The organism is Candidatus Methylopumilus universalis (assembly GCF_006364435.1).
Taxonomy (GTDB): Bacteria; Pseudomonadota; Gammaproteobacteria; order Burkholderiales; family Methylophilaceae; genus Methylopumilus; species Methylopumilus universalis.
In genome coordinates, this window is sequence record NZ_CP040977.1 from 742,314 (window position 1) to 760,050 (window position 17,737).

Consider the following 17,737-nt stretch of genomic DNA (forward strand, 5'->3'; position numbering starts at 1 on the left):
TTACTTTAATTCGGCTTTAATTTTATCTACTATCTCTGGTGAGTCAGGCGCTACATCACTCGTAAATGCATATACTTTTTTACCTTGAGGCAATATTAAGTATTTATGAAAATTCCATTGAGGCATTGAACCTGAGGCCTTAATGAGCTCTTGATAGAATGGATTTGCATTTTTACCAGTGACGTTTGATTTTGATGTCATTGGAAATTCAACCGCATAAGTTAATTTACAAAAATCTTTAACTTCTTTATCAGTACTTAACTCTTGGTTAAAGTCATTAGATGGAAAGCCGATCACCAATAAACCTTTACTATGGTATTTCTTATAAAGCGCTTCTAAAGAATTAAACTGTGGCGTAAATCCGCACTTACTTGCGGTATTCACGACAAGTATAGGTTTTGACTGATAATCACACAGGTTGATTTTCTCACCTTGAAGTGTATTAAATTGATGGTCATATAGAGGAAGGCAAGCTGCATAAGACATAACAGGAATCATCCAAAAAAGTAATAAAGATTTTAAAAGGTTTTTCATGAACTAATTATCCTGAATTAATGTCATTATGACAATTGGCATTTTAAATAATTCAACTATATGAAAAAAATTAAATTTTATATTTTTCTGATTTTCGCTTTTAATATCATTTGTGCGCATGCAAATTCTGGAAATGATTATCTTATATATGTAAGTAGCAGTTTTGATAAGCATCCTACTTATCTCAAATCGTACTCTATAGGCTATTGGATTCCTCAGGCATCTATCCTTAAAAATTCAAGTAAGTCAGTTTTCACTTCAAGCGCTTCTTGCGAAAAAGATCATTATGGAAGGCTGATTCTATCTCTAGAGCCACATCTTTTTTATAACCCACTGATGAAAATACTTTACGGAGGTATTACAACAAAAGTGTATGGATATAACGGAAAAATAATTACAACGATAAAGTCTGAAGATGAGGTGCCAGGATATCTCACCATATTGCACGAAAAATTAATTGATCAGCTTTATAAAAAAATCTTAATAAAACTTCAAAATCAAATTAGTTCTAATGAAGCAGTTAATTTATATTTAAAGCAAAAAAATGGGCCTATTGAAGGGACTTTTTGTTTAATGCTTAACTAAGTTTTTACGAGGAAGCCTTGAGAGGAATCGATTTATTTTTCCATCGAGATGGCGCTTCTGAATAAATAGACTTGCCATGAGCGTCGATAGATACCATTACTGGCATATCTTTCACTTCAAATTCATATATAGCTTCCATACCTAATTCAGGAAATGCAACTACCTTAGATGAAGTAATGGCTTTTGAAACCAAATAAGCCGCACCCCCTACTGCGCTTAAGTAAACGGATTGATATTTTTTGATTGTCTGCACCGCACTTTCACCGCGTTCTGCTTTTCCAATAGTGCCCATAATACCCAATTCGGCTAACATCATTTCCATAAACTGATCCATACGTGATGCAGTTGTAGGGCCTGCTGGACCTATTACTTCATTACGAACAGCATCAACAGGCCCCACATAATAAATAAATTTATTTTTTAAGTTTACCCCAACAGGTAAAGCTTCTCCCTTCTTAAAGAGATCAGCAATTTTTTTATGTGCACCATCTCTTGCAGTGAGTAATTTTCCAGATAATAAAAGTAAGTCGCCTTCTTTCCACTCTTCAATTGATTTTTTATCGATTGAGTCAAGATTAATTCTTTTAGCTTCTTTTTGAGCAGCCCAAGTATCTTTAGGCCATAAACTTAAATCAGGTATTTTAAAATGTGCTGGGCCTGAGCCATCCAAGGTGAAGTGCGTATGTCTTGTTGCTGCACAATTTGGTATTAATGCAACAGGCAAGGAGGAAGCGTGGCAAGGATAATCGATGATTTTAACGTCAAGCACAGTGGTTAAACCACCAAACCCTTGTGCGCCTATACCTAGCTGATTTATTTTATTATAAAGTTCTATACGCAACTCCTCCGTCTTATTCTTTGCGCCGCGCTTAACGAGCGAGTGAATATCGATCGGCAACATCAGTGACTCTTTTGCCATTAACATGGCTTTTTCAGAAGACCCGCCAATACCAATACCAATCACGCCAGGTGGACACCAGCCCGCTCCCATCTCAGGAACGACTTTTAATACCCAATCTACAATACTATCCGATGGGTTAAGTGTTATGAATTGAGCTTTATTTTCTGAGCCTCCACCTTTTGCACTAATAGAAATGCTTACTTTGTTACCTTTGATTAACTTCACGTGCGTGATTGCGGGTGTATTGTCTTTTGTGTTCTGTCTCTTGCCAGCTGGATCTGACACCATAGATGGGCGAAGCGGATTATCTTGATTTGAATAAGCGCGTTTAACACCTTCATTCACCATATCTTCGATTGAAAGATCTGATTCCCACTCCACATTCATTCCAACTTCAATAAAGGCAATCACAATGCCCGTGTCTTGACATATAGGTCTATGACCTAAGGCGCTCATTTTTGAGCTCGTAAGAATCTGAAGCATGGCATCTTTAGCAGGAATAGATGTTTCTTTTTCATATGCTTCACGCATAGATAGAATAAAATCTTCTGAATGATAGTAAGAAATAAATTGCAAAGCATCACTGATGCTTTCGATAAAATCTTCTTTTTTTATAGATGTCTTCATGTATTAAATTTCAGTAATCTCGATCACTTTTTTTGGTTTGTATTCTGGCATCTGATCAAAATTTAAATATCGATAAATTGAATCTAAGTCTTTCGAAAGTTTTTGATTACTAATAGCAAGATATTCATCAAGCGTTGGAATTTTTCCTAAAGAAGCGCAAACTGCTGAGAGTTCTGCAGATCCTAAATATACTTGCGCATCTTTTCCCATGCGATTATCGAAATTTCGTGTGCTTGTTGAAAAAACATGTGCTCCATCATCAACTCTCGCCTGATTTCCCATGCATAGAGAACATCCAGGTACTTCTGTTCGAGCGCCTACTTTATTGAAGACATCATATACACCCTCTTTCTTAAGCTCTGTTTCATCCATACGAGTAGGAGGTACGATCCATAATCGTGTTGGGATTTTATCTGTATCTTCAAGCACTCTAGCTGCTGCTCGATAATGTCCAATATTAGTCATGCAACTTCCAATGAATACCTCATCAATTTTATTACCTGCAATCTCAGACAAGGGCTTAATATTATCTGGGTCATTTGGACATGCAATTAATGGCTCTTTAATTTCATCAAGATTAATTTCAATAATACTTGCGTACTCTGCATCATGATCAGCTTCTAATAATGCTGGATTTTTTAACCAATCCTCCATTGCTTTCATGCGACGCAATAATGTTCTTTTATCTTCATAATTGTTATCAACTAAATTTTTAATAAGCGCAATATTAGATTTGATATATTCAATAATCGGTTCTTTATTAAGTTTTACCGTACATCCATTTGCAGATCTTTCAGCCGATGCATCAGCAAATTCAAATGCTTGTTCAATTTTTAGATCAGGCAACCCTTCAATTTCTAAAATACGTCCATTAAAAATATTTTTTTTATTTTGTTTTGCTACCGTGAGATCACCATTTTTAATAGCAGCATAAGGTATTGCATTTACGAGATCTCTTAATGTAATACCTGGTTGCATCTTTCCCCTGAATCTCACCAAGACTGATTCAGGCATATCAATTGGCATGGCTCCCATGGCTGCTGCAAAAGCTACAAGGCCTGAGCCTGCTGGGAATGAAATACCTATAGGAAAGCGCGTATGGGAGTCACCACCTGTGCCTACAGTATCTGGAAGTAAAAGGCGATTAAGCCAAGAGTGAATAATTCCATCGCCAGGTCTTAAAGTAACCCCTCCTCTACTCGACATAAACTCAGGAAGCTCGTGTTGTAATTTAAGATCTACAGGCTTCGGATAGGCTGCTGTGTGGCAAAAACTTTGCATGACTAAGTCAGCATTAAATCCGAGACAAGCTAATTCTTTTAACTCGTCTCTTGTCATTGCACCCGTTGTATCTTGCGAACCAACAGAGGTGACTTTCGGCTCACAATATGTGCCAGGCCTAACACCAACACCTGCCGGCAAGCCGCAAGCCCGACCGACCATTTTTTGCGCAAGCGTAAATCCTTTTTTAGAAGAGATAGCTGGCGCAGGAGTTAAGAATAGAGTGCTTGCAGATAATTTTAAAAACTCCCTTGCTTTAGATGTTAATCCTCGACCAATAATAAGAGGTATCCTGCCACCTGCGCGATATTCATCTGCAAGCGTAAATGGTATTAAATTAAATGTAGCGATGGATTCGTTTTTACTATTTAGAATTTTTCCTTCAAATGGTTGAATAGTAATTTCATCTCCTGTTTTCATCCGACTAACATCACACTCAATAGGAAGTGCGCCTGAATCTTCTGCTGTATTAAAAAATATAGGCGCAATCTTATTACCTAATACAATGCCACCCGTTCTTTTGTTTGGAATAAAAGGAATATCACTTCCCATGTGCCATTGAAGAGAGTTAATTGCTGATTTCCTTGATGAACCTGTTCCTACAACATCACCCACATAAGCTATAGGTAATTGTCTTGTTTTTAAGTCCTGAATTGTTTTAATGCCGTTTGGCATTTTATTCACTAACATCGCTTTTGCATGTAATGGGATGTCTGGTCTCGACCAAGCTTCTTGCGCTGGGGAAAGGTCATCGGTATTTGTTTCGCCATCTGCTTTAAAAACAATTGCTTTTATTTCTTTGGGTAATGCGGATTTTTTTAAAAACCAATCGCCATTCGCCCATGACTCCATTAGCTTCATTGCAGCTTTATTACCTGACTTTACTTTTTCACTTACATCGTGAAACGCGTCAAAAATTAAAATGATATGAGATAAAACTTTAACAGCATCATCAGCAAGATCTGAGTCTAGAAGAGAAATAAGTGATTGAACGTTATAACCACCAACCATGGTTCCTAATAATTCAATAGCATACTTAGGTGAAATGATTTTTGATTGTTCTATACCCTTCGCAATATCTGTAAGGTAAGCAGCCTTAATATAAGCAGCTTGATCAACACCTGATGGAACGCGATGACAAAATAATTCCATCAACGTCTGAGTATCTTTTGTATCGGGTGACTTTAATAAGGTGACGAGTTCTGCGGTTTGCTTTGCTGTCAGAGGAAGTGGCGGCAGGCCCTCATTTAAACGGTTAGCGGCTTCTTTTCTGTAATCATCGATCATTGGATTTTGATGGGCTTTAAAAAGGTAATTGAATATCGATTAGTATAAAGCCAATGCATTCGTCTTTAAAAGATAAATCACTAGAATATGGCGGAAGGGGCGGGATTCGAACCCGCGTTAGGTTATTCACCTAAACACGCTTTCCAGGCGTGCGACTTAAACCGCTCATCCACCCTTCCGAAAAGAGTCGGCATTATAACTTATGCCTCACTTCGCTTTAAGAATGATCTTTTCTCTCTTGATTAAAATTCGCAGTCGTATTAAGGTTGACCTATTGAATTTATTTACCGTACGTCTACCGCAGTACATCCGTTTTAATAATTTCATAACTTATTGATTTATTTAGCATTTATTATTAATTAACTATTAACTTAGGGGCGATTTATGGGCTTAGAAACATTAAATAATCTTGGAGTAAAACATCCATTTAAGGCCAAATATGACAATTATATTGGCGGTAAATTTGTACCTCCAGTAGACGGCAAATACTTTGAAAATATTTCACCAGTCACCGGCAAAGTTTTTTGTGAGGTTGCACGTTCAAACGAAAAAGATATTAATTTGGCGCTAGATGCAGCGCATGCAGCCAAAGATGGCTGGGCTAAGAAGAGCCCTACTGAACGCGCAAATATTTTGATGCAAGTAGCAGACATCATGGAAAAAAATCTTTCAACGATTGCGATTGCTGAAACAATCGACAACGGCAAGCCTCTCCGTGAAACTACTTATGCTGATATTCCATTAGCGATCGATCACTTCAGATACTTTGCAAGCTGTGTTAGAGCGCAAGAAGGCAGTATCGGTGAAATTGATCACGAGACAATGGCTTATCATTTTCATGAGCCTTTAGGTGTTGTCGGACAAATTATTCCATGGAACTTCCCTATTCTTATGGCAGCCTGGAAATTAGCGCCTGCGATTGCTGCAGGTAATTGTGTAGTCATTAAACCAGCAGAACAGACACCTGTATCACTCCTAGTTGTGCTTGAGTTAGTAGGTCATCTCATCCCCCCTGGTGTATTAAATATTGTGAATGGTTTCGGTTTAGAAGCTGGTAAACCACTTGCAAGCTCGCCACGTATTGCAAAAATTGCATTCACAGGCGAAACATCAACAGGTCGATTGATTATGCAATATGCATCACAAAATCTTATTCCAGTAACTTTAGAGCTTGGTGGTAAATCACCTAATATCTTCTTTGAAGATGTGATGGATAAAGATGACAACTTCTTTGATAAAGCGCTAGAAGGCTTTACATTGTTTGCGCTCAATCAAGGTGAAGTATGTACATGCCCTTCACGTGCCTTAATCCAAGAATCTATTTACGATAAATTTATGGAGCGTGCACTTAAACGTGTTGCGGCAATCAAACAAGACAATCCCCTTGATATGACAACAATGATCGGCGCTCAAGCATCAAGTGAGCAAGTTGAAAAAATTATGTCTTATATGAAGATTGGTCAAGAAGAAGGCGCTCAAATCCTCATCGGTGGTAATCGTAAAAAATTAAGTGGTGAACTCGCAGAAGGATATTACATTGAACCTACTGTATTCAAAGGTCATAACAAAATGCGTATTTTCCAAGAGGAAATTTTTGGACCTGTCGTTTCCGTTACAACATTTAAAGATGAAGATGAAGCGCTTGAAATTGCAAATGATACGCTCTATGGCTTAGGCTCAGGCGTATGGTCACGCAACGGCAATCGCGCATTTAGAATGGGCAAAGGCATTCAAGCAGGTCGTGTATGGACTAATTGCTACCATGCTTATCCTGCACATGCAGCATTTGGTGGCTATAAACAATCAGGTATCGGTCGCGAAACACACAAGATGATGCTTGATCACTACCAACAAACAAAGAATCTTCTAGTGAGCTACAGTGAAAATAAACTTGGTTTCTTTTAAGATTCAATTTAACTAAAATCAAAGGCAGGACTTATACGTCTTGCCTTTCTTTTTTATGGAAAAAACTTTTACACGCATAGATACAACAGAAACTGCAAACACACTGATTGATTCTTTAAAGGAAAAATATGGTGAAATTATATTTCATCAATCAGGTGGCTGTTGTGATGGAAGCGCACCTATGTGTTATCCCAAGAGTGAATTTTATTTAGGCGGCTCAGACGTTGAAGTTGGTATGACGCATGGTGTTCATTTTTATATGGGCGCTAGTCAATTCTCCTACTGGGAACACACACATTTAACGCTCGATGCCATACCAGGCAATGGTGGCCAGTTTTCACTAGAAAATGGAACAGGCATGCGCTTTATTATTCGGTCGCGTTTATATAGCGATGAAGAATGGGCGTATTTAAGCCAACATCCTGTTAAACATTGCGGGTAAAAGGCGTTCCCTTAGGTTAAAATAATCACTGGCGGGCCTCCCCGCATTGTAATTTAGCCAACCTGGTCAGATGCGGAAGCAAGCAGCCACAACTAAAGAAACAAGTGCCGGGGGTCTGGCTCGCCTCTTATTAAATTGGATTGGTTAAAAATTATTCATGAGCTATCAAGTTCTTGCACGCAAATATCGTCCCCGTTCGTTTGATACGCTCGTCGGTCAAGCGCATGTTGTGCAAGCACTCAAAAATGCACTCGATCAAAAAAGACTTCATCATGCTTACTTATTTACAGGTACACGTGGTGTCGGCAAAACGACATTAGCGCGAATTCTAGCGAAAGCGCTTAATTGTGAAAATGGGATTAGCTCCTCACCCTGCGGCACTTGTTCCGCATGTACGGAAATTGATCAAGGCCGCTATGTAGATCTCATTGAAGTCGATGCGGCATCCAATACGCAAGTCGATAATATGCGAGATTTGTTAGATAACGCTCAATACGCACCGACCCAAGGGCAATTTAAAATCTACATCATCGACGAAGTGCATATGCTTTCAAAAAGTGCATTTAATGCAATGTTGAAAACATTGGAGGAACCTCCTGAACATGTCAAATTTATTCTAGCAACTACTGATCCGCAAAAAGTCCCAGTCACTGTTTTATCAAGATGCCTCCAATTTAATTTAAAACAGATGCCGTCTGCTTCTATTTCAGAGTACATGGAAAAGATATTAAAAGAAGAAGCAATTAATTATGAAATCAATGCAATTTATTTAATTGCAAAAGCTGCAAATGGAAGCATGCGTGATGCGCTATCAATCTTAGATCAAGGCATTGCCTATTGTGGTGGAATAATAGAAGAAGCGACAATTAAAAAAATGTTAGGTGCAATAGATCAATCATATTTATTTAATTTAATTCAAGCGGTTATTGATCAAGACGGGCAAAAAGTGATTGAAATTGCAAAACACATGGATGAAAGAAATTTATCTTTTGAAGCGGCACTTAATGACTTAGCAAATCTCATTCAAATAATTAGCGTGACTCAAGCAATTCCAGAGAGCTTAGAAGTTTCTTATCTTGATCGCAATCAAGTGATCACATTATCCAAAAAAATAAGTGCAGAACAATTACAACTTTTATATCAAATTACGATATTAGGTCGACGAGATCTTTATTTGGCACCCGATGAGTATGCAGGCTTCACAATGACGCTTCTTAGAATGCTTTCCTTTTCCCCTCAAGATGCAGTGATTGCCAAAAATCCAGCAATTGCAAAAAATGATGTTGCTCATAGCGCAACAAAAATGGAATCTGCGGCAATATCGAGAGATGTTTCATCTGAAACATTTGAAATTAAAAAAAAAATTGAAGTAACTCAAGAAATTGATGAAGATATATCAGATAAAGAAATATCAAAAGAAGCAGTCCCATTTAATGGAAATTGGCGTGAACTTGTTAACCAACTAAAACTAGGCTTAGTCAAAGCGCTTGCGCAGCAGTCTGAACTTGTAAGCTTTAAGAATAACGAAATAATTTTGTCAATTGCAGATGAGCATAAGCATCTTCTTAATGAAGCCTATCAAAAAAAATTAGAACTGAGTTTGTCAGAGCACTTCAGTCAACGCATTAAACTTGTAATCCTTCAAAAAGGTGCAAATAATTCACCGCTCAAACAAAAACAAGAAGAACGGTCAACACTTATGAAAGATACTGAAAATGCTATCCTTCAAGATCAATTCGTAAAATCACTACTTACTGAATTTAATGCTGAGATTATTCCATCTAGCATTAAACCTAATCAAACTACATAAGGAGTCATCATATGATGAAAGGCGGCATGGGCAATTTAATGAAACAAGCGCAAATGATGCAAGCTAATATGCAAAAAGCGCAAGATGAACTTGGGCTAATAGACGTTGAAGGTTTAGCAAGTAATGGGCTTGTTAAAATCGCTATTTCTTGCAAGCATCAAATTAAAAAAATATCGATCGATCCTTCTGTCATGAATGATCACGAAATGTTAGAAGATCTTCTCATTGTAGCTTTTAAAGATGCATTGCAAAAAATTGAACAAACTACCAATGCTAAGATGGGCAATATGTTGCCTCCTGGCATGAAATTACCTTTCTAAATTCACTGCATGAAAAATACTGAAGCACTGGAACAGCTCGTTGATGCCTTAAGGTGCTTACCAGGTATTGGCCCTAAATCAGCTTTACGTATGGCTTATCATCTTCTACAGCACAATAGAAAAGGTGCCTCGCAACTCTCAAGCGCTATTGCTAACGCAATCGAATTAGTTGGTCACTGCTCACATTGTAATAACTTTTCTGAAGAAGTGATTTGTTCACTTTGCTCATCGAAAGATCGTGATCCATCCATACTCTGCGTGATCGAAATGCCAAGTGATCTCATGATGTTGGAACAAACGCATTCCTATAACGGCATGTATTTTATTTTAATGGGCAAGCTCTCACCTTTAGATGGTATTGGCCCTAAAGACATTCATCTAGACAGGCTTTTAAAACGTCTTGATGCTGGAATTGTTAAAGAAGTAATCTTAGCGAATAATTTTACGGTCAGTGGAGATGCGACAGCCCACTATGTCACTGAGCTCCTTAAAGCACGTGGTATTCGGTTAAGTCGAATAGCAAGAGGTTTGCCCATGGGTGGTGAAATTGAATACGTGGATAGCGGGACTCTTGCTCAGGCAATGATTGAACGTAAAATAATTAAGGACTGAGATAGCTTAAGAGATCAGACGGCTTATCAATAATGTGCTGAGCATTCCAAGTGTTTGCATCATCCCCTGCTTCTAAATAACCATACCGTGCCACTATACTTACCATACCAGCATCATTTGCAGCCATGACATCACGTCGATCATCGCCTAAATAAATAATATCAGATGGTTGTATTGAGAGGAGTTGTGATGCTTTAAGAAGTCCTTCGGGTGAGGGTTTGGGGACGCCAACTTCATCACCTGCAATCAGACATTCTGTACTTGATAAAAGTGGATGAGAAGACACCAGAGGCTGTGCAAATTTCTTTGCTTTATTCGTGACAATACCCCAAGAAATTTCTCTAAGATTTAAAGTATTAATCAATTCTTCAATACCTTCCATACATTGCACATTATGATTAAAAACTTCTTTATAAATATCTAAAAATTCTTGCACACGAGCATCATAAGCAGGATCATTTTTATCCATATCAAAACCTGCTTTAAGCAAACCTGCCGCACCATGGGAAGCAAAAGGACGGCCTACCAAAAAAGGGATGGGGGGTAAATTATACTGTTGTCTTAATTGATTAAGTGCTCCTACAAGTTGTGGTGCGCTATCAATCAAAGTACCATCTAAGTCAAATAGAACAGCTTTCATGATGAATCTTTTGCAACTTCAATTAGATAATTCACCGAAACATCATCGCCTAACTTATACACATCTGTGATGGGGTTATAAGTCATACCTTTTAAAGTCACAATCGTTAAATCTTGCTGCCGACACCAAGAAATGAGTTCAGAAGGTTTAATAAATTTTTCATAATCGTGCGTGCCACGTGGTAATAATTTAAGAATATATTCAGCACCAATGACTGCAAACAAATAAGCTTTTATATTGCGATTAATAGTTGACATAAAAAGCGTGCCACCTGGCTTTAAAAGTTTTGCGCATAAAGATACAACAGCCGAGGGCTCTGGGACATGCTCTAACATTTCCATACATGTAATCACATCAAAAATAGGCTTATGTTTTGACGTAAACGCCTCTAGGGAAGTGCATTGATAATCGATATCTAATTTTGTCTGAAGCGCGTGAAGTTTTGCAATATTGATCACTTTCTCACCCATATCAATCCCTGTGACATCTGCACCTAGATTTGCCATAGATTCAGAAAGAATACCTCCGCCACAACCGACATCGAGCACTTTTTTATTCTTTAAGTTTATTTTTTCATGAATAAAATTAAGACGAAGAGGATTGATGTCGTGAAGTGGTTTAAATTCACTCGTCTTATCCCACCATTTGTGAGCAAGCTCATTAAATTTAGCGACTTCTTCTTCTGAAACGTTTATACGTTTTGTTTTAGCTTGAGTTGCCATCTTAGCGCTATATCCTTACATGTTTGAACATCAATAGATGTGAGATGTCCTTCTTCGTATTGCAATAAACCATTGACCCATACATGACTAACTTCTTCTCGGGTGGCTGCATAAACTAAGTGGCTCATAGGGTCATACATCGGCAATGTAGATATGTGATCCATATTAAATACTGTCAAGTCTGCGAGCTTTCCTTTTTCAATCGAACCAATACAGTCTTCAAGTCCAAGCGCTTTGGCACCATTAATAGTGACCATTTCTAAAGATATTTTAGCATCAAGTATCGCAGGGTTTTTTGTCATGCCTTTAGCAAGCAAAGATGCTAATTGCATATCATGCAATACGTCTTGCTTATTATTGCTGGCACTTCCGTCTGTACCAATACATACATTAATATGTTTTTTTTGTAACGCTTCAATATGAGCGATACCACTCCCTAATTTTAAATTGGATGTCGGACAATGAATGACAGATGCAGACTCTTTTGATAGCGTGTTTAAATCTTCATCGTTCAGATAAACAGCATGCACAGCCATAAATTGTGGGCTCAGAATCCCAAGACGATTCAGTCTCTCAATGGGTCTTAGTTGATATTCCTTTAGACTACTATTGATCTCGTGTTCCGTTTCATGCACATGCATATGAATCGTAAGATTGAGTTGATTCGCATAGGTTACGACTTGATTTAATGTTTTATCTGAGACTGAATAGGGAGCATGAGGAGCTAGGCTTGATGTGATAAGATTTTCATCACGCCAGCCATCTCTAGCTTCAAGCCCTTTCATTAAATAATCCTCTCCGTCATTCGCGTAATTAGAGGGGTAATCCATTACAAAAAGACCGATGTTAGCTCTCATACCAATTTGCTTAATCGCGCGAGAGGCTGCCTCGGGATAAAAATACATTTCATTAAATGTAGTGATCCCACTCTTTAACATTTCAGCGCATGCAATCAATGTCCCGTCATGGACAAAATCAGGTGTGACCCATTTTTTTTCAAGCGGCCAAATAGAGTCATTAAGCCATGTATCAAGGGGTTGATCGTCGGCAAACCCTCTAAATAAATTCATCGCAGCATGTGTATGCGCATTTATAAGACCAGGCGTAACGATATGATGATGAAGCTGAAAGTGTTGATTAGTTTGATAAAGGGATGCGACTTTTTTTGTTTCTATTACATCAATGATTCGATTCTCATCAATAATAATCGAATGATCTTCGAGTACTGTATTCTGGGGTCTCACGGGACAAATCCATTTGGCAGAAATAATCGTGCTGACAATCTGGATACGAGTATCTGTCATGAGCTATTATTCGAAAGGGTGTTTAAGGACGATCGTTTCATCACGCTCAGGGCCGGTCGATACAACATGAATCGGCACTTCACATAATTTTTCTAGTGTCTTGAGGTATAGCTGCGCGTTCTTCGGGAGATCATCCATCGATTTAATACCGAAGGTGCTCTCATCCCAACCATCGACTTCAATAAAAATAGGTTTACAACGCTCTACTTGATCAGCACCCAAAGGTAGAAGATCAATTTTTTTACCATCTAACTCATAGCCCACACAGATACCAATTTTTTTAATGCCATCTAAAACATCAAGTTTGGTGATACATAAACCTGTAAGACTATTAATCATCGCGGAGCGTTTTAATGCAGCTGCATCAAACCAACCGCAACGTCTTTTTCGTTTAGTCACTGTACCAATTTCCTTACCTTTGGTTGACATTTGATACCCTGGCGTCCCTTGAGTTTCTATATCAAGCTCACTTGGAAAAGGTCCGCCACCAACTCGAGTCGTATAAGCTTTTGTAATACCTAAAATATAATGCAACATATGTGGGCCAACACCAGCACCTGCTGCTGCTTGGCCTGATACGCAATTTGACGAAGTGACATAAGGATAAGTCCCGTGATCAATGTCTAGAAGTGAACCTTGCGCGCCTTCAAATAATAAATTCTTATTTTTAGCATTGGCTTCATAAAGTTTCTGTGAGACATCAGCAAGGAAAGGTTTTATTTTTTCTGCATGCGACATAGAAAGATCAAATTGCTCATTGACATCAATCGGATTTTTTTTTAAATAATGCTGCAAGACAAAGTTATGGTAATCCATGACTTCAGCAAGTTTATTTTTGAAATTATCTGGATTTAGTAAATCGTAAACACGAAGCGAACGGCGAGCCACCTTATCTTCGTAAGCAGGCCCAATACCTTTACCTGTGGTACCTATTTTAGCTTCACGCATCGCTTCTCGACCCTGGTCGAGTGCTATATGATGTTTTAAGATTAGAGGGCAGCCTGGACTTACAAATAAACGACTTTTAACTTCAATACCATCGGCTTCGAGCGTCTTGATTTCGTGAAGCAAGTGCTCAATATCTAGCACGACACCATTGCCAATAAAGCAATCTACATTTTTACGAATAATACCTGAGGGTACTAAATTTAGTTTATATTCTTTTTGGCTTGAGCCTTGGCCAATGACTAATGTATGACCTGCATTATGCCCCCCCTGAAAACGAACGACACCTTCTGCGTGATCGGTTAGCCAATCAACAATCTTACCTTTACCTTCGTCGCCCCATTGTGTACCAATGACTACTAAATTTTTTGCCATCTTAAATTAAACCGTTTTAACTTTCCACGCTTTATTCGCGTCTTGCATTAATATGCGATCACAATTATTTTCTTTAGCGTTCATATCACCAAATAAATCAATGGCGACTGTTTCGCCTTGTTGGCGAAGTGATTCAATGGCATTTTGTAAGTCACGCTCGCTACCTTGGGGCGCTAGAATTGCTTTCGCTTTTTTTCCATTTGGGAATAAAGTGACAATATTTTTTAAATCCATCGTGAAGCCTGTGGCTGGTCGGTTACGACCGAATGATGCGCCAATATTGTCGTAGCGACCACCTAATGCAATGGGTGAATAACACTGATCTGCATATACTGAAAACACTAAACCATTGTGATACTGGTAGCCCCGAATATCACTCAAGTCATATGACACTTTAATCTGATTGTTTTTTAAAGCCTGATCAAGTTGGTTTAAAAATTGCAACGCACTTTTAATAGCCTGATCTTGTGGCAATAATTTCTCAGCTTCTTCTAGAACATTGACATCACCATAAAGACTCACTAATTCAATGAGAGCATCTCGATTTTTTTTATCTAATGATTTAGTTAAACCAATCACTTCTGATTTATCTTTTTTCTGCATCGCTTGATACAAAAGATCAAGTTGATCACGTTCCATATTGGATGATGCGATTAAGGACGTAAAAATATCAAGGTGATTAAAATCAATTACTGGATTTTGAATACCGATGGTACTCAGTGTCTTAATTAAAAGCGTTTGTATTTCAAGATCAGCTTCGATGCCTTTAAACCCATAGAGCTCAGCTCCAATTTGGAATGGCTCTCTTGACTGAAGAAAGCTGGCTGGCTTTGTTCTTAACACCGAGCCTGCGTAAGACAATCTTGTGACTTCATCATTTTGAATAAGGTGTGCATCAATACGTGCGACCTGAGGTGTGATATCAGCGCGAACACCCATAAGTCTTCCTGTCAACTGATCAACAACTTTAAATGTATCCAGATCCATATCCTGGCCATTGCCATTTAAGGATTCAATGTATTCCAACATAGGGGGAATAACATATAAATAGCCGTGCGTTTGATAGAGATCAAGAATAGAGCGTCTTAATGACTCGAGATAGACTGCTTCATCGGGAAGCATGTCTTCAACATAATCTGGGAGTGTCCATTGATTCATCAGCTAGCGGCCTAAAAATAAAAAAATTAATCCTAGTGAAAAAGATATCAAACCCATAAAACGAATCTGACCACCTTTCATGGTAATCATTTTTCTGAAAGTATTACGCCAACCCTCTGGAAAAAATAAGGGCATGAGACCTTCTAAAATCAACATAAGACCAAAAGATGAAAAAAGCCAACTTTTCATGGCTAATCTTTTTTCTTCTTAGAACTACGCATGTACCTTAAAAAATCTGAGGTTGGATCTAAGACCAACACGTCAGCTTTATCCTTAAAGCTTTTTTTGTAAGCTTCAATGCTTCGATAAAAGGCATAAAATTCGGGATTCTTAGCATAGGCATTGGCATAGATTTCTGAGGCCTTTGCATCGCCATCACCCTTTACTTTCTGTGCTTCTTTATAGGCTTCCGCAATAATGACATCACGCTGCTTTTCAGCATCAGCACGAATTTTTTCTGAAGCTGCAAAACCTTGTGAGCGCAACTCATTGGCCACTGATTTACGCTCAGCTTCCATACGCTGATAAACAGACTCACTCACCTCTTTAGGAAGATCAACGCGTCTTAAGCGCACATCTAAAATTTGAATACCCATCGAACGTAAATCTCGGTCCGCACGATCTGTCAGAATTTGCATAATTTCACCACGTTCGCCTGATACGACATCATGAATGGTCCTTTTACCAAACTCCGCGCGTAATCCATCATTCACTGTTTGAGAGATTCTTCTCTCAGCTTGCACTTCATCACCCTTCACAGATACATAATATTTTGCAGGGTCGACAATTTTCCATTTAATGAATGAATCAACAAGTACGTTTTTCTTTTCGCTCGTGATAAAACGATCAGGCTCTTGCCAATTCAGTGTCAAAATTCGATTGTCAAAAAACTGCACATTTTCGATGAGCGGTGTTTTGAAATAGAGCCCTGGCTCTTTTTTAATCGATATGATTTCACCTAAGCGAAATACAATGGCGTACTCTCTTTGATCTACAGTGAAAGTAGACATCGCTAAAATCATGATGCCTGCTAAAAAACTCACCAATACATATGTAATATTTTTCATATTCTTTATCTCACTTCTCGTTCTCTTGATTTAAAGGCATCTCGCGTTCGCTCCACATTTTGCAGTGAAGACTGATTCATGTCGACTTGCGGTATGACATCCACCCTGGGCGATGTTGTGTCTGGTGTTGCTTGCTGAATCAATTTATCCAAGGGCAAATAAAGCAAATTATTCGAGTTTTTTTGATCGATAAATACTTTAGAAACACTCGATAAGATTTGCTCTTGAGCTTCAATATAAAGTCGATCTCTCATCACTTCGGGTGCACGATTATATTGCGTCAATATTTGCTCGAAACGACTTGCGTTACCCTTCGCTTCATTTTCAACCCTTAAACGGTAGCCTTGCGCTTCTGCTGTGAGCCTTGATGCTGTGCCTTTGGCTTTCGGGATGATGTCATTGGCATAAGCTTGACCCTCATTTTTTTGTCGCTCTAAGTCTTGCTTAGCTTTTACAGCATCATCAAATGAAGCTTGCACCTGCTCTGGCGGCTGTGCATTTTGCATAGTGACACTTGTCACATTAATGCCCGTATTGTATCGATCCAAAATTTCTTGCATAAGTTTTTTGGCTTTGACTGCAATCTCTTCGCGACCTTCGTATAACGCAAAATCCATTTTACTTTTACCAACGATTTCGCGAATGGCCGTTTCAGCAGCGCCTCTTACTGAGGACTCCGCCGAACGATTATTAAATAAAAAATCTTCCACTGACTTTAAGTTGTATTGCACAGCAAATTGGAGGTCAATAATGTTTTCATCATCCGTTAACATCAATGACTCTCTTAGTTCTTTTGACCTCGCAGCAGCATCGCCTGCAGAACGATAGCCAACTTCAATGGTTCGCACCTGTTCAAGGTTCACAACCTCAGCTGATTCAATCGGATATGGAATGTGCCAACGCGGTCCTGGCATGGTGACTTCTGTATTTTTGCCGAATCTTAAAACAACACCTCGTGAACCCTGATCTACGATATAAAAGCCTGTGGCTGCCCAAAGTAGAACCACAATAAGGAGAATGGGTACGATAGGAAGTTGGTCATTTCCTGAGTTCGGTGTCGGATTACCTCCGGAAGATTTGGGTGTTTTTTGATCTATTTCTTTTTTACCAAATATACGCCCTATTTTTTTTCTTAAATCATTTAAAAGCTCGTCTAGATCAGGAGGTCCTTCTTCTTGGTTATTGTTTTGCCCAGAGTTTTTTGCCATAAATTTATACTATC

17 protein-coding genes, 1 tRNA gene and 1 other RNA gene are annotated in these 17,737 nt (G+C 38.5%); 7 read left to right on the plus strand and 12 right to left on the minus strand.

From position 1 onward, the window contains the following. Positions 1-534 carry a glutathione peroxidase gene (locus FIT70_RS04025; protein ID WP_139930737.1) on the minus strand — a complete coding sequence of 178 codons (534 nt, stop codon included), beginning with the start codon at positions 532-534 and terminating at the stop codon, positions 1-3. A gap of 60 nt (positions 535-594) precedes the next feature. Here FIT70_RS04025 and FIT70_RS04030 point away from each other — a divergent pair, with 60 nt between their 5' ends. Next, positions 595-1,119 carry a hypothetical protein gene (locus FIT70_RS04030; protein WP_139930738.1) on the plus strand — a complete coding sequence of 175 codons (525 nt, stop codon included), beginning with the start codon at positions 595-597 and terminating at the stop codon, positions 1,117-1,119. A gap of 4 nt (positions 1,120-1,123) precedes the next feature. On the opposite strand, the gene FIT70_RS04035 is transcribed toward FIT70_RS04030, so the two are convergent. The 3 genes from FIT70_RS04035 to FIT70_RS04045 all read right to left on the minus strand — a co-directional run bounded on the left by FIT70_RS04035 (position 1,124) and on the right by FIT70_RS04045 (position 5,394). Continuing rightward, positions 1,124-2,647: a fumarate hydratase gene (locus tag FIT70_RS04035; RefSeq protein WP_139930740.1), complete on the minus strand. Its 1,524-nt coding sequence runs from the start codon at positions 2,645-2,647 to the stop codon at positions 1,124-1,126. A 3-nt stretch (positions 2,648-2,650) separates the two neighbouring features. Continuing rightward, positions 2,651-5,215: a bifunctional aconitate hydratase 2/2-methylisocitrate dehydratase gene (acnB, locus tag FIT70_RS04040; RefSeq protein ID WP_139930742.1), complete on the minus strand. Its 2,565-nt coding sequence runs from the start codon at positions 5,213-5,215 to the stop codon at positions 2,651-2,653. 88 nt (positions 5,216-5,303) lie between these two features. Beyond that, positions 5,304-5,394 (minus strand) — tRNA-Ser (locus tag FIT70_RS04045). 205 nt (positions 5,395-5,599) lie between these two features. Here FIT70_RS04045 and adh point away from each other — a divergent pair. The 6 genes from adh (at position 5,600) to recR (ending at position 10,304) form a co-directional block, all read left to right on the plus strand. Continuing rightward, complete coding sequence (gene adh, locus FIT70_RS04050) at positions 5,600-7,120, plus strand: aldehyde dehydrogenase (protein WP_028818088.1); 1,521 nt, start codon at positions 5,600-5,602, stop codon at positions 7,118-7,120. Between the two features lie 55 nt (positions 7,121-7,175). Further along, entirely contained in the window at positions 7,176-7,562 is a 387-nt protein-coding gene (locus tag FIT70_RS04055) for a DUF779 domain-containing protein (RefSeq protein ID WP_139884435.1), read from the plus strand. 30 nt (positions 7,563-7,592) lie between these two features. After that, positions 7,593-7,690, plus strand: an RNA gene (gene ffs / locus FIT70_RS04060) — signal recognition particle sRNA small type. A gap of 29 nt (positions 7,691-7,719) precedes the next feature. Further along, entirely contained in the window at positions 7,720-9,372 is a 1,653-nt protein-coding gene (dnaX, locus tag FIT70_RS04065; protein ID WP_139930744.1) for a DNA polymerase III subunit gamma/tau, read from the plus strand. An 11-nt stretch (positions 9,373-9,383) separates the two neighbouring features. Beyond that, complete coding sequence (locus FIT70_RS04070; protein WP_028818091.1) at positions 9,384-9,692, plus strand: YbaB/EbfC family nucleoid-associated protein; 309 nt, start codon at positions 9,384-9,386, stop codon at positions 9,690-9,692. A 9-nt stretch (positions 9,693-9,701) separates the two neighbouring features. After that, positions 9,702-10,304 carry a recombination mediator RecR gene (gene recR, locus FIT70_RS04075; protein ID WP_139867820.1) on the plus strand — a complete coding sequence of 201 codons (603 nt, stop codon included), beginning with the start codon at positions 9,702-9,704 and terminating at the stop codon, positions 10,302-10,304. Here the strand turns inward: recR and FIT70_RS04080 are convergent. The 8 genes from FIT70_RS04080 to hflK are packed head-to-tail and all read right to left on the minus strand — an operon-like array spanning position 10,294 to position 17,723. Beyond that, the gene (locus FIT70_RS04080) at positions 10,294-10,944 is read right to left on the minus strand and encodes an HAD family hydrolase (RefSeq protein WP_139930746.1); all 651 of its coding nucleotides are present in this window, start codon (positions 10,942-10,944) and stop codon (positions 10,294-10,296) included. The two genes, recR and FIT70_RS04080, sit on opposite strands and share 11 nt — an antisense overlap. Further along, positions 10,941-11,666: a bifunctional 2-polyprenyl-6-hydroxyphenol methylase/3-demethylubiquinol 3-O-methyltransferase UbiG gene (gene ubiG / locus FIT70_RS04085; protein WP_139870387.1), complete on the minus strand. Its 726-nt coding sequence runs from the start codon at positions 11,664-11,666 to the stop codon at positions 10,941-10,943. The genes FIT70_RS04080 and ubiG overlap by 4 nt, the downstream gene beginning before the upstream one ends. Next, the gene (locus FIT70_RS04090; RefSeq protein ID WP_139930747.1) at positions 11,636-12,970 is read right to left on the minus strand and encodes a TRZ/ATZ family hydrolase; all 1,335 of its coding nucleotides are present in this window, start codon (positions 12,968-12,970) and stop codon (positions 11,636-11,638) included. The genes ubiG and FIT70_RS04090 overlap by 31 nt, the downstream gene beginning before the upstream one ends. A 6-nt stretch (positions 12,971-12,976) precedes the next feature. After that, positions 12,977-14,290, minus strand: coding sequence for an adenylosuccinate synthase (locus tag FIT70_RS06900; RefSeq protein WP_189340833.1), 1,314 nt, complete (start codon positions 14,288-14,290; stop codon positions 12,977-12,979). Between the two features lie 6 nt (positions 14,291-14,296). Next, the gene (locus tag FIT70_RS06905) at positions 14,297-15,448 is read right to left on the minus strand and encodes an ATP phosphoribosyltransferase regulatory subunit (RefSeq protein WP_189340834.1); all 1,152 of its coding nucleotides are present in this window, start codon (positions 15,446-15,448) and stop codon (positions 14,297-14,299) included. A gap of 3 nt (positions 15,449-15,451) precedes the next feature. Then, a complete protein-coding gene (locus tag FIT70_RS04100) occupies positions 15,452-15,637 on the minus strand; it encodes a DUF2065 domain-containing protein (RefSeq protein WP_139871607.1) in 186 nt (61 codons plus the stop codon). 2 nt (positions 15,638-15,639) lie between these two features. Beyond that, positions 15,640-16,515, minus strand: coding sequence for a protease modulator HflC (gene hflC, locus FIT70_RS04105; RefSeq protein ID WP_139930749.1), 876 nt, complete (start codon positions 16,513-16,515; stop codon positions 15,640-15,642). A gap of 5 nt (positions 16,516-16,520) precedes the next feature. Beyond that, positions 16,521-17,723, minus strand: a complete 1,203-nt coding sequence (hflK, locus tag FIT70_RS04110) for an FtsH protease activity modulator HflK (protein WP_139930751.1) — start codon at positions 17,721-17,723, stop codon at positions 16,521-16,523. Positions 17,724-17,737 lie beyond the last annotated feature (14 nt).

Excerpts from the sequence above, each read along its gene's own strand:
- ubiG (WP_139870387.1), bottom strand. The coding sequence starts at position 11,666 with ATGGCAACTCAAGCTAAAACAAAACGTATAAACGTTTCAGAAGAAGAA.
- hflK (WP_139930751.1), bottom strand. The coding sequence starts at position 17,723 with ATGGCAAAAAACTCTGGGCAAAACAATAACCAAGAAGAAGGACCTCCT.
- FIT70_RS04080 (WP_139930746.1), bottom strand. The coding sequence starts at position 10,944 with ATGAAAGCTGTTCTATTTGACTTAGATGGTACTTTGATTGATAGCGCA.
- acnB (WP_139930742.1), bottom strand. The coding sequence starts at position 5,215 with ATGATCGATGATTACAGAAAAGAAGCCGCTAACCGTTTAAATGAGGGC.
- dnaX (WP_139930744.1), top strand. The coding sequence starts at position 7,720 with ATGAGCTATCAAGTTCTTGCACGCAAATATCGTCCCCGTTCGTTTGAT.
- FIT70_RS06905 (WP_189340834.1), bottom strand. The coding sequence starts at position 15,448 with ATGAATCAATGGACACTCCCAGATTATGTTGAAGACATGCTTCCCGAT.
- FIT70_RS04035 (WP_139930740.1), bottom strand. The coding sequence starts at position 2,647 with ATGAAGACATCTATAAAAAAAGAAGATTTTATCGAAAGCATCAGTGAT.
- adh (WP_028818088.1), top strand. The coding sequence starts at position 5,600 with ATGGGCTTAGAAACATTAAATAATCTTGGAGTAAAACATCCATTTAAG.
- FIT70_RS04025 (WP_139930737.1), bottom strand. The coding sequence starts at position 534 with ATGAAAAACCTTTTAAAATCTTTATTACTTTTTTGGATGATTCCTGTT.
- recR (WP_139867820.1), top strand. The coding sequence starts at position 9,702 with ATGAAAAATACTGAAGCACTGGAACAGCTCGTTGATGCCTTAAGGTGC.
- hflC (WP_139930749.1), bottom strand. The coding sequence starts at position 16,515 with ATGAAAAATATTACATATGTATTGGTGAGTTTTTTAGCAGGCATCATG.
- FIT70_RS04070 (WP_028818091.1), top strand. The coding sequence starts at position 9,384 with ATGATGAAAGGCGGCATGGGCAATTTAATGAAACAAGCGCAAATGATG.
- FIT70_RS04100 (WP_139871607.1), bottom strand. The coding sequence starts at position 15,637 with ATGAAAAGTTGGCTTTTTTCATCTTTTGGTCTTATGTTGATTTTAGAA.
- FIT70_RS04030 (WP_139930738.1), top strand. The coding sequence starts at position 595 with ATGAAAAAAATTAAATTTTATATTTTTCTGATTTTCGCTTTTAATATC.
- FIT70_RS06900 (WP_189340833.1), bottom strand. The coding sequence starts at position 14,290 with ATGGCAAAAAATTTAGTAGTCATTGGTACACAATGGGGCGACGAAGGT.
- FIT70_RS04090 (WP_139930747.1), bottom strand. The coding sequence starts at position 12,970 with ATGACAGATACTCGTATCCAGATTGTCAGCACGATTATTTCTGCCAAA.
- FIT70_RS04055 (WP_139884435.1), top strand. The coding sequence starts at position 7,176 with ATGGAAAAAACTTTTACACGCATAGATACAACAGAAACTGCAAACACA.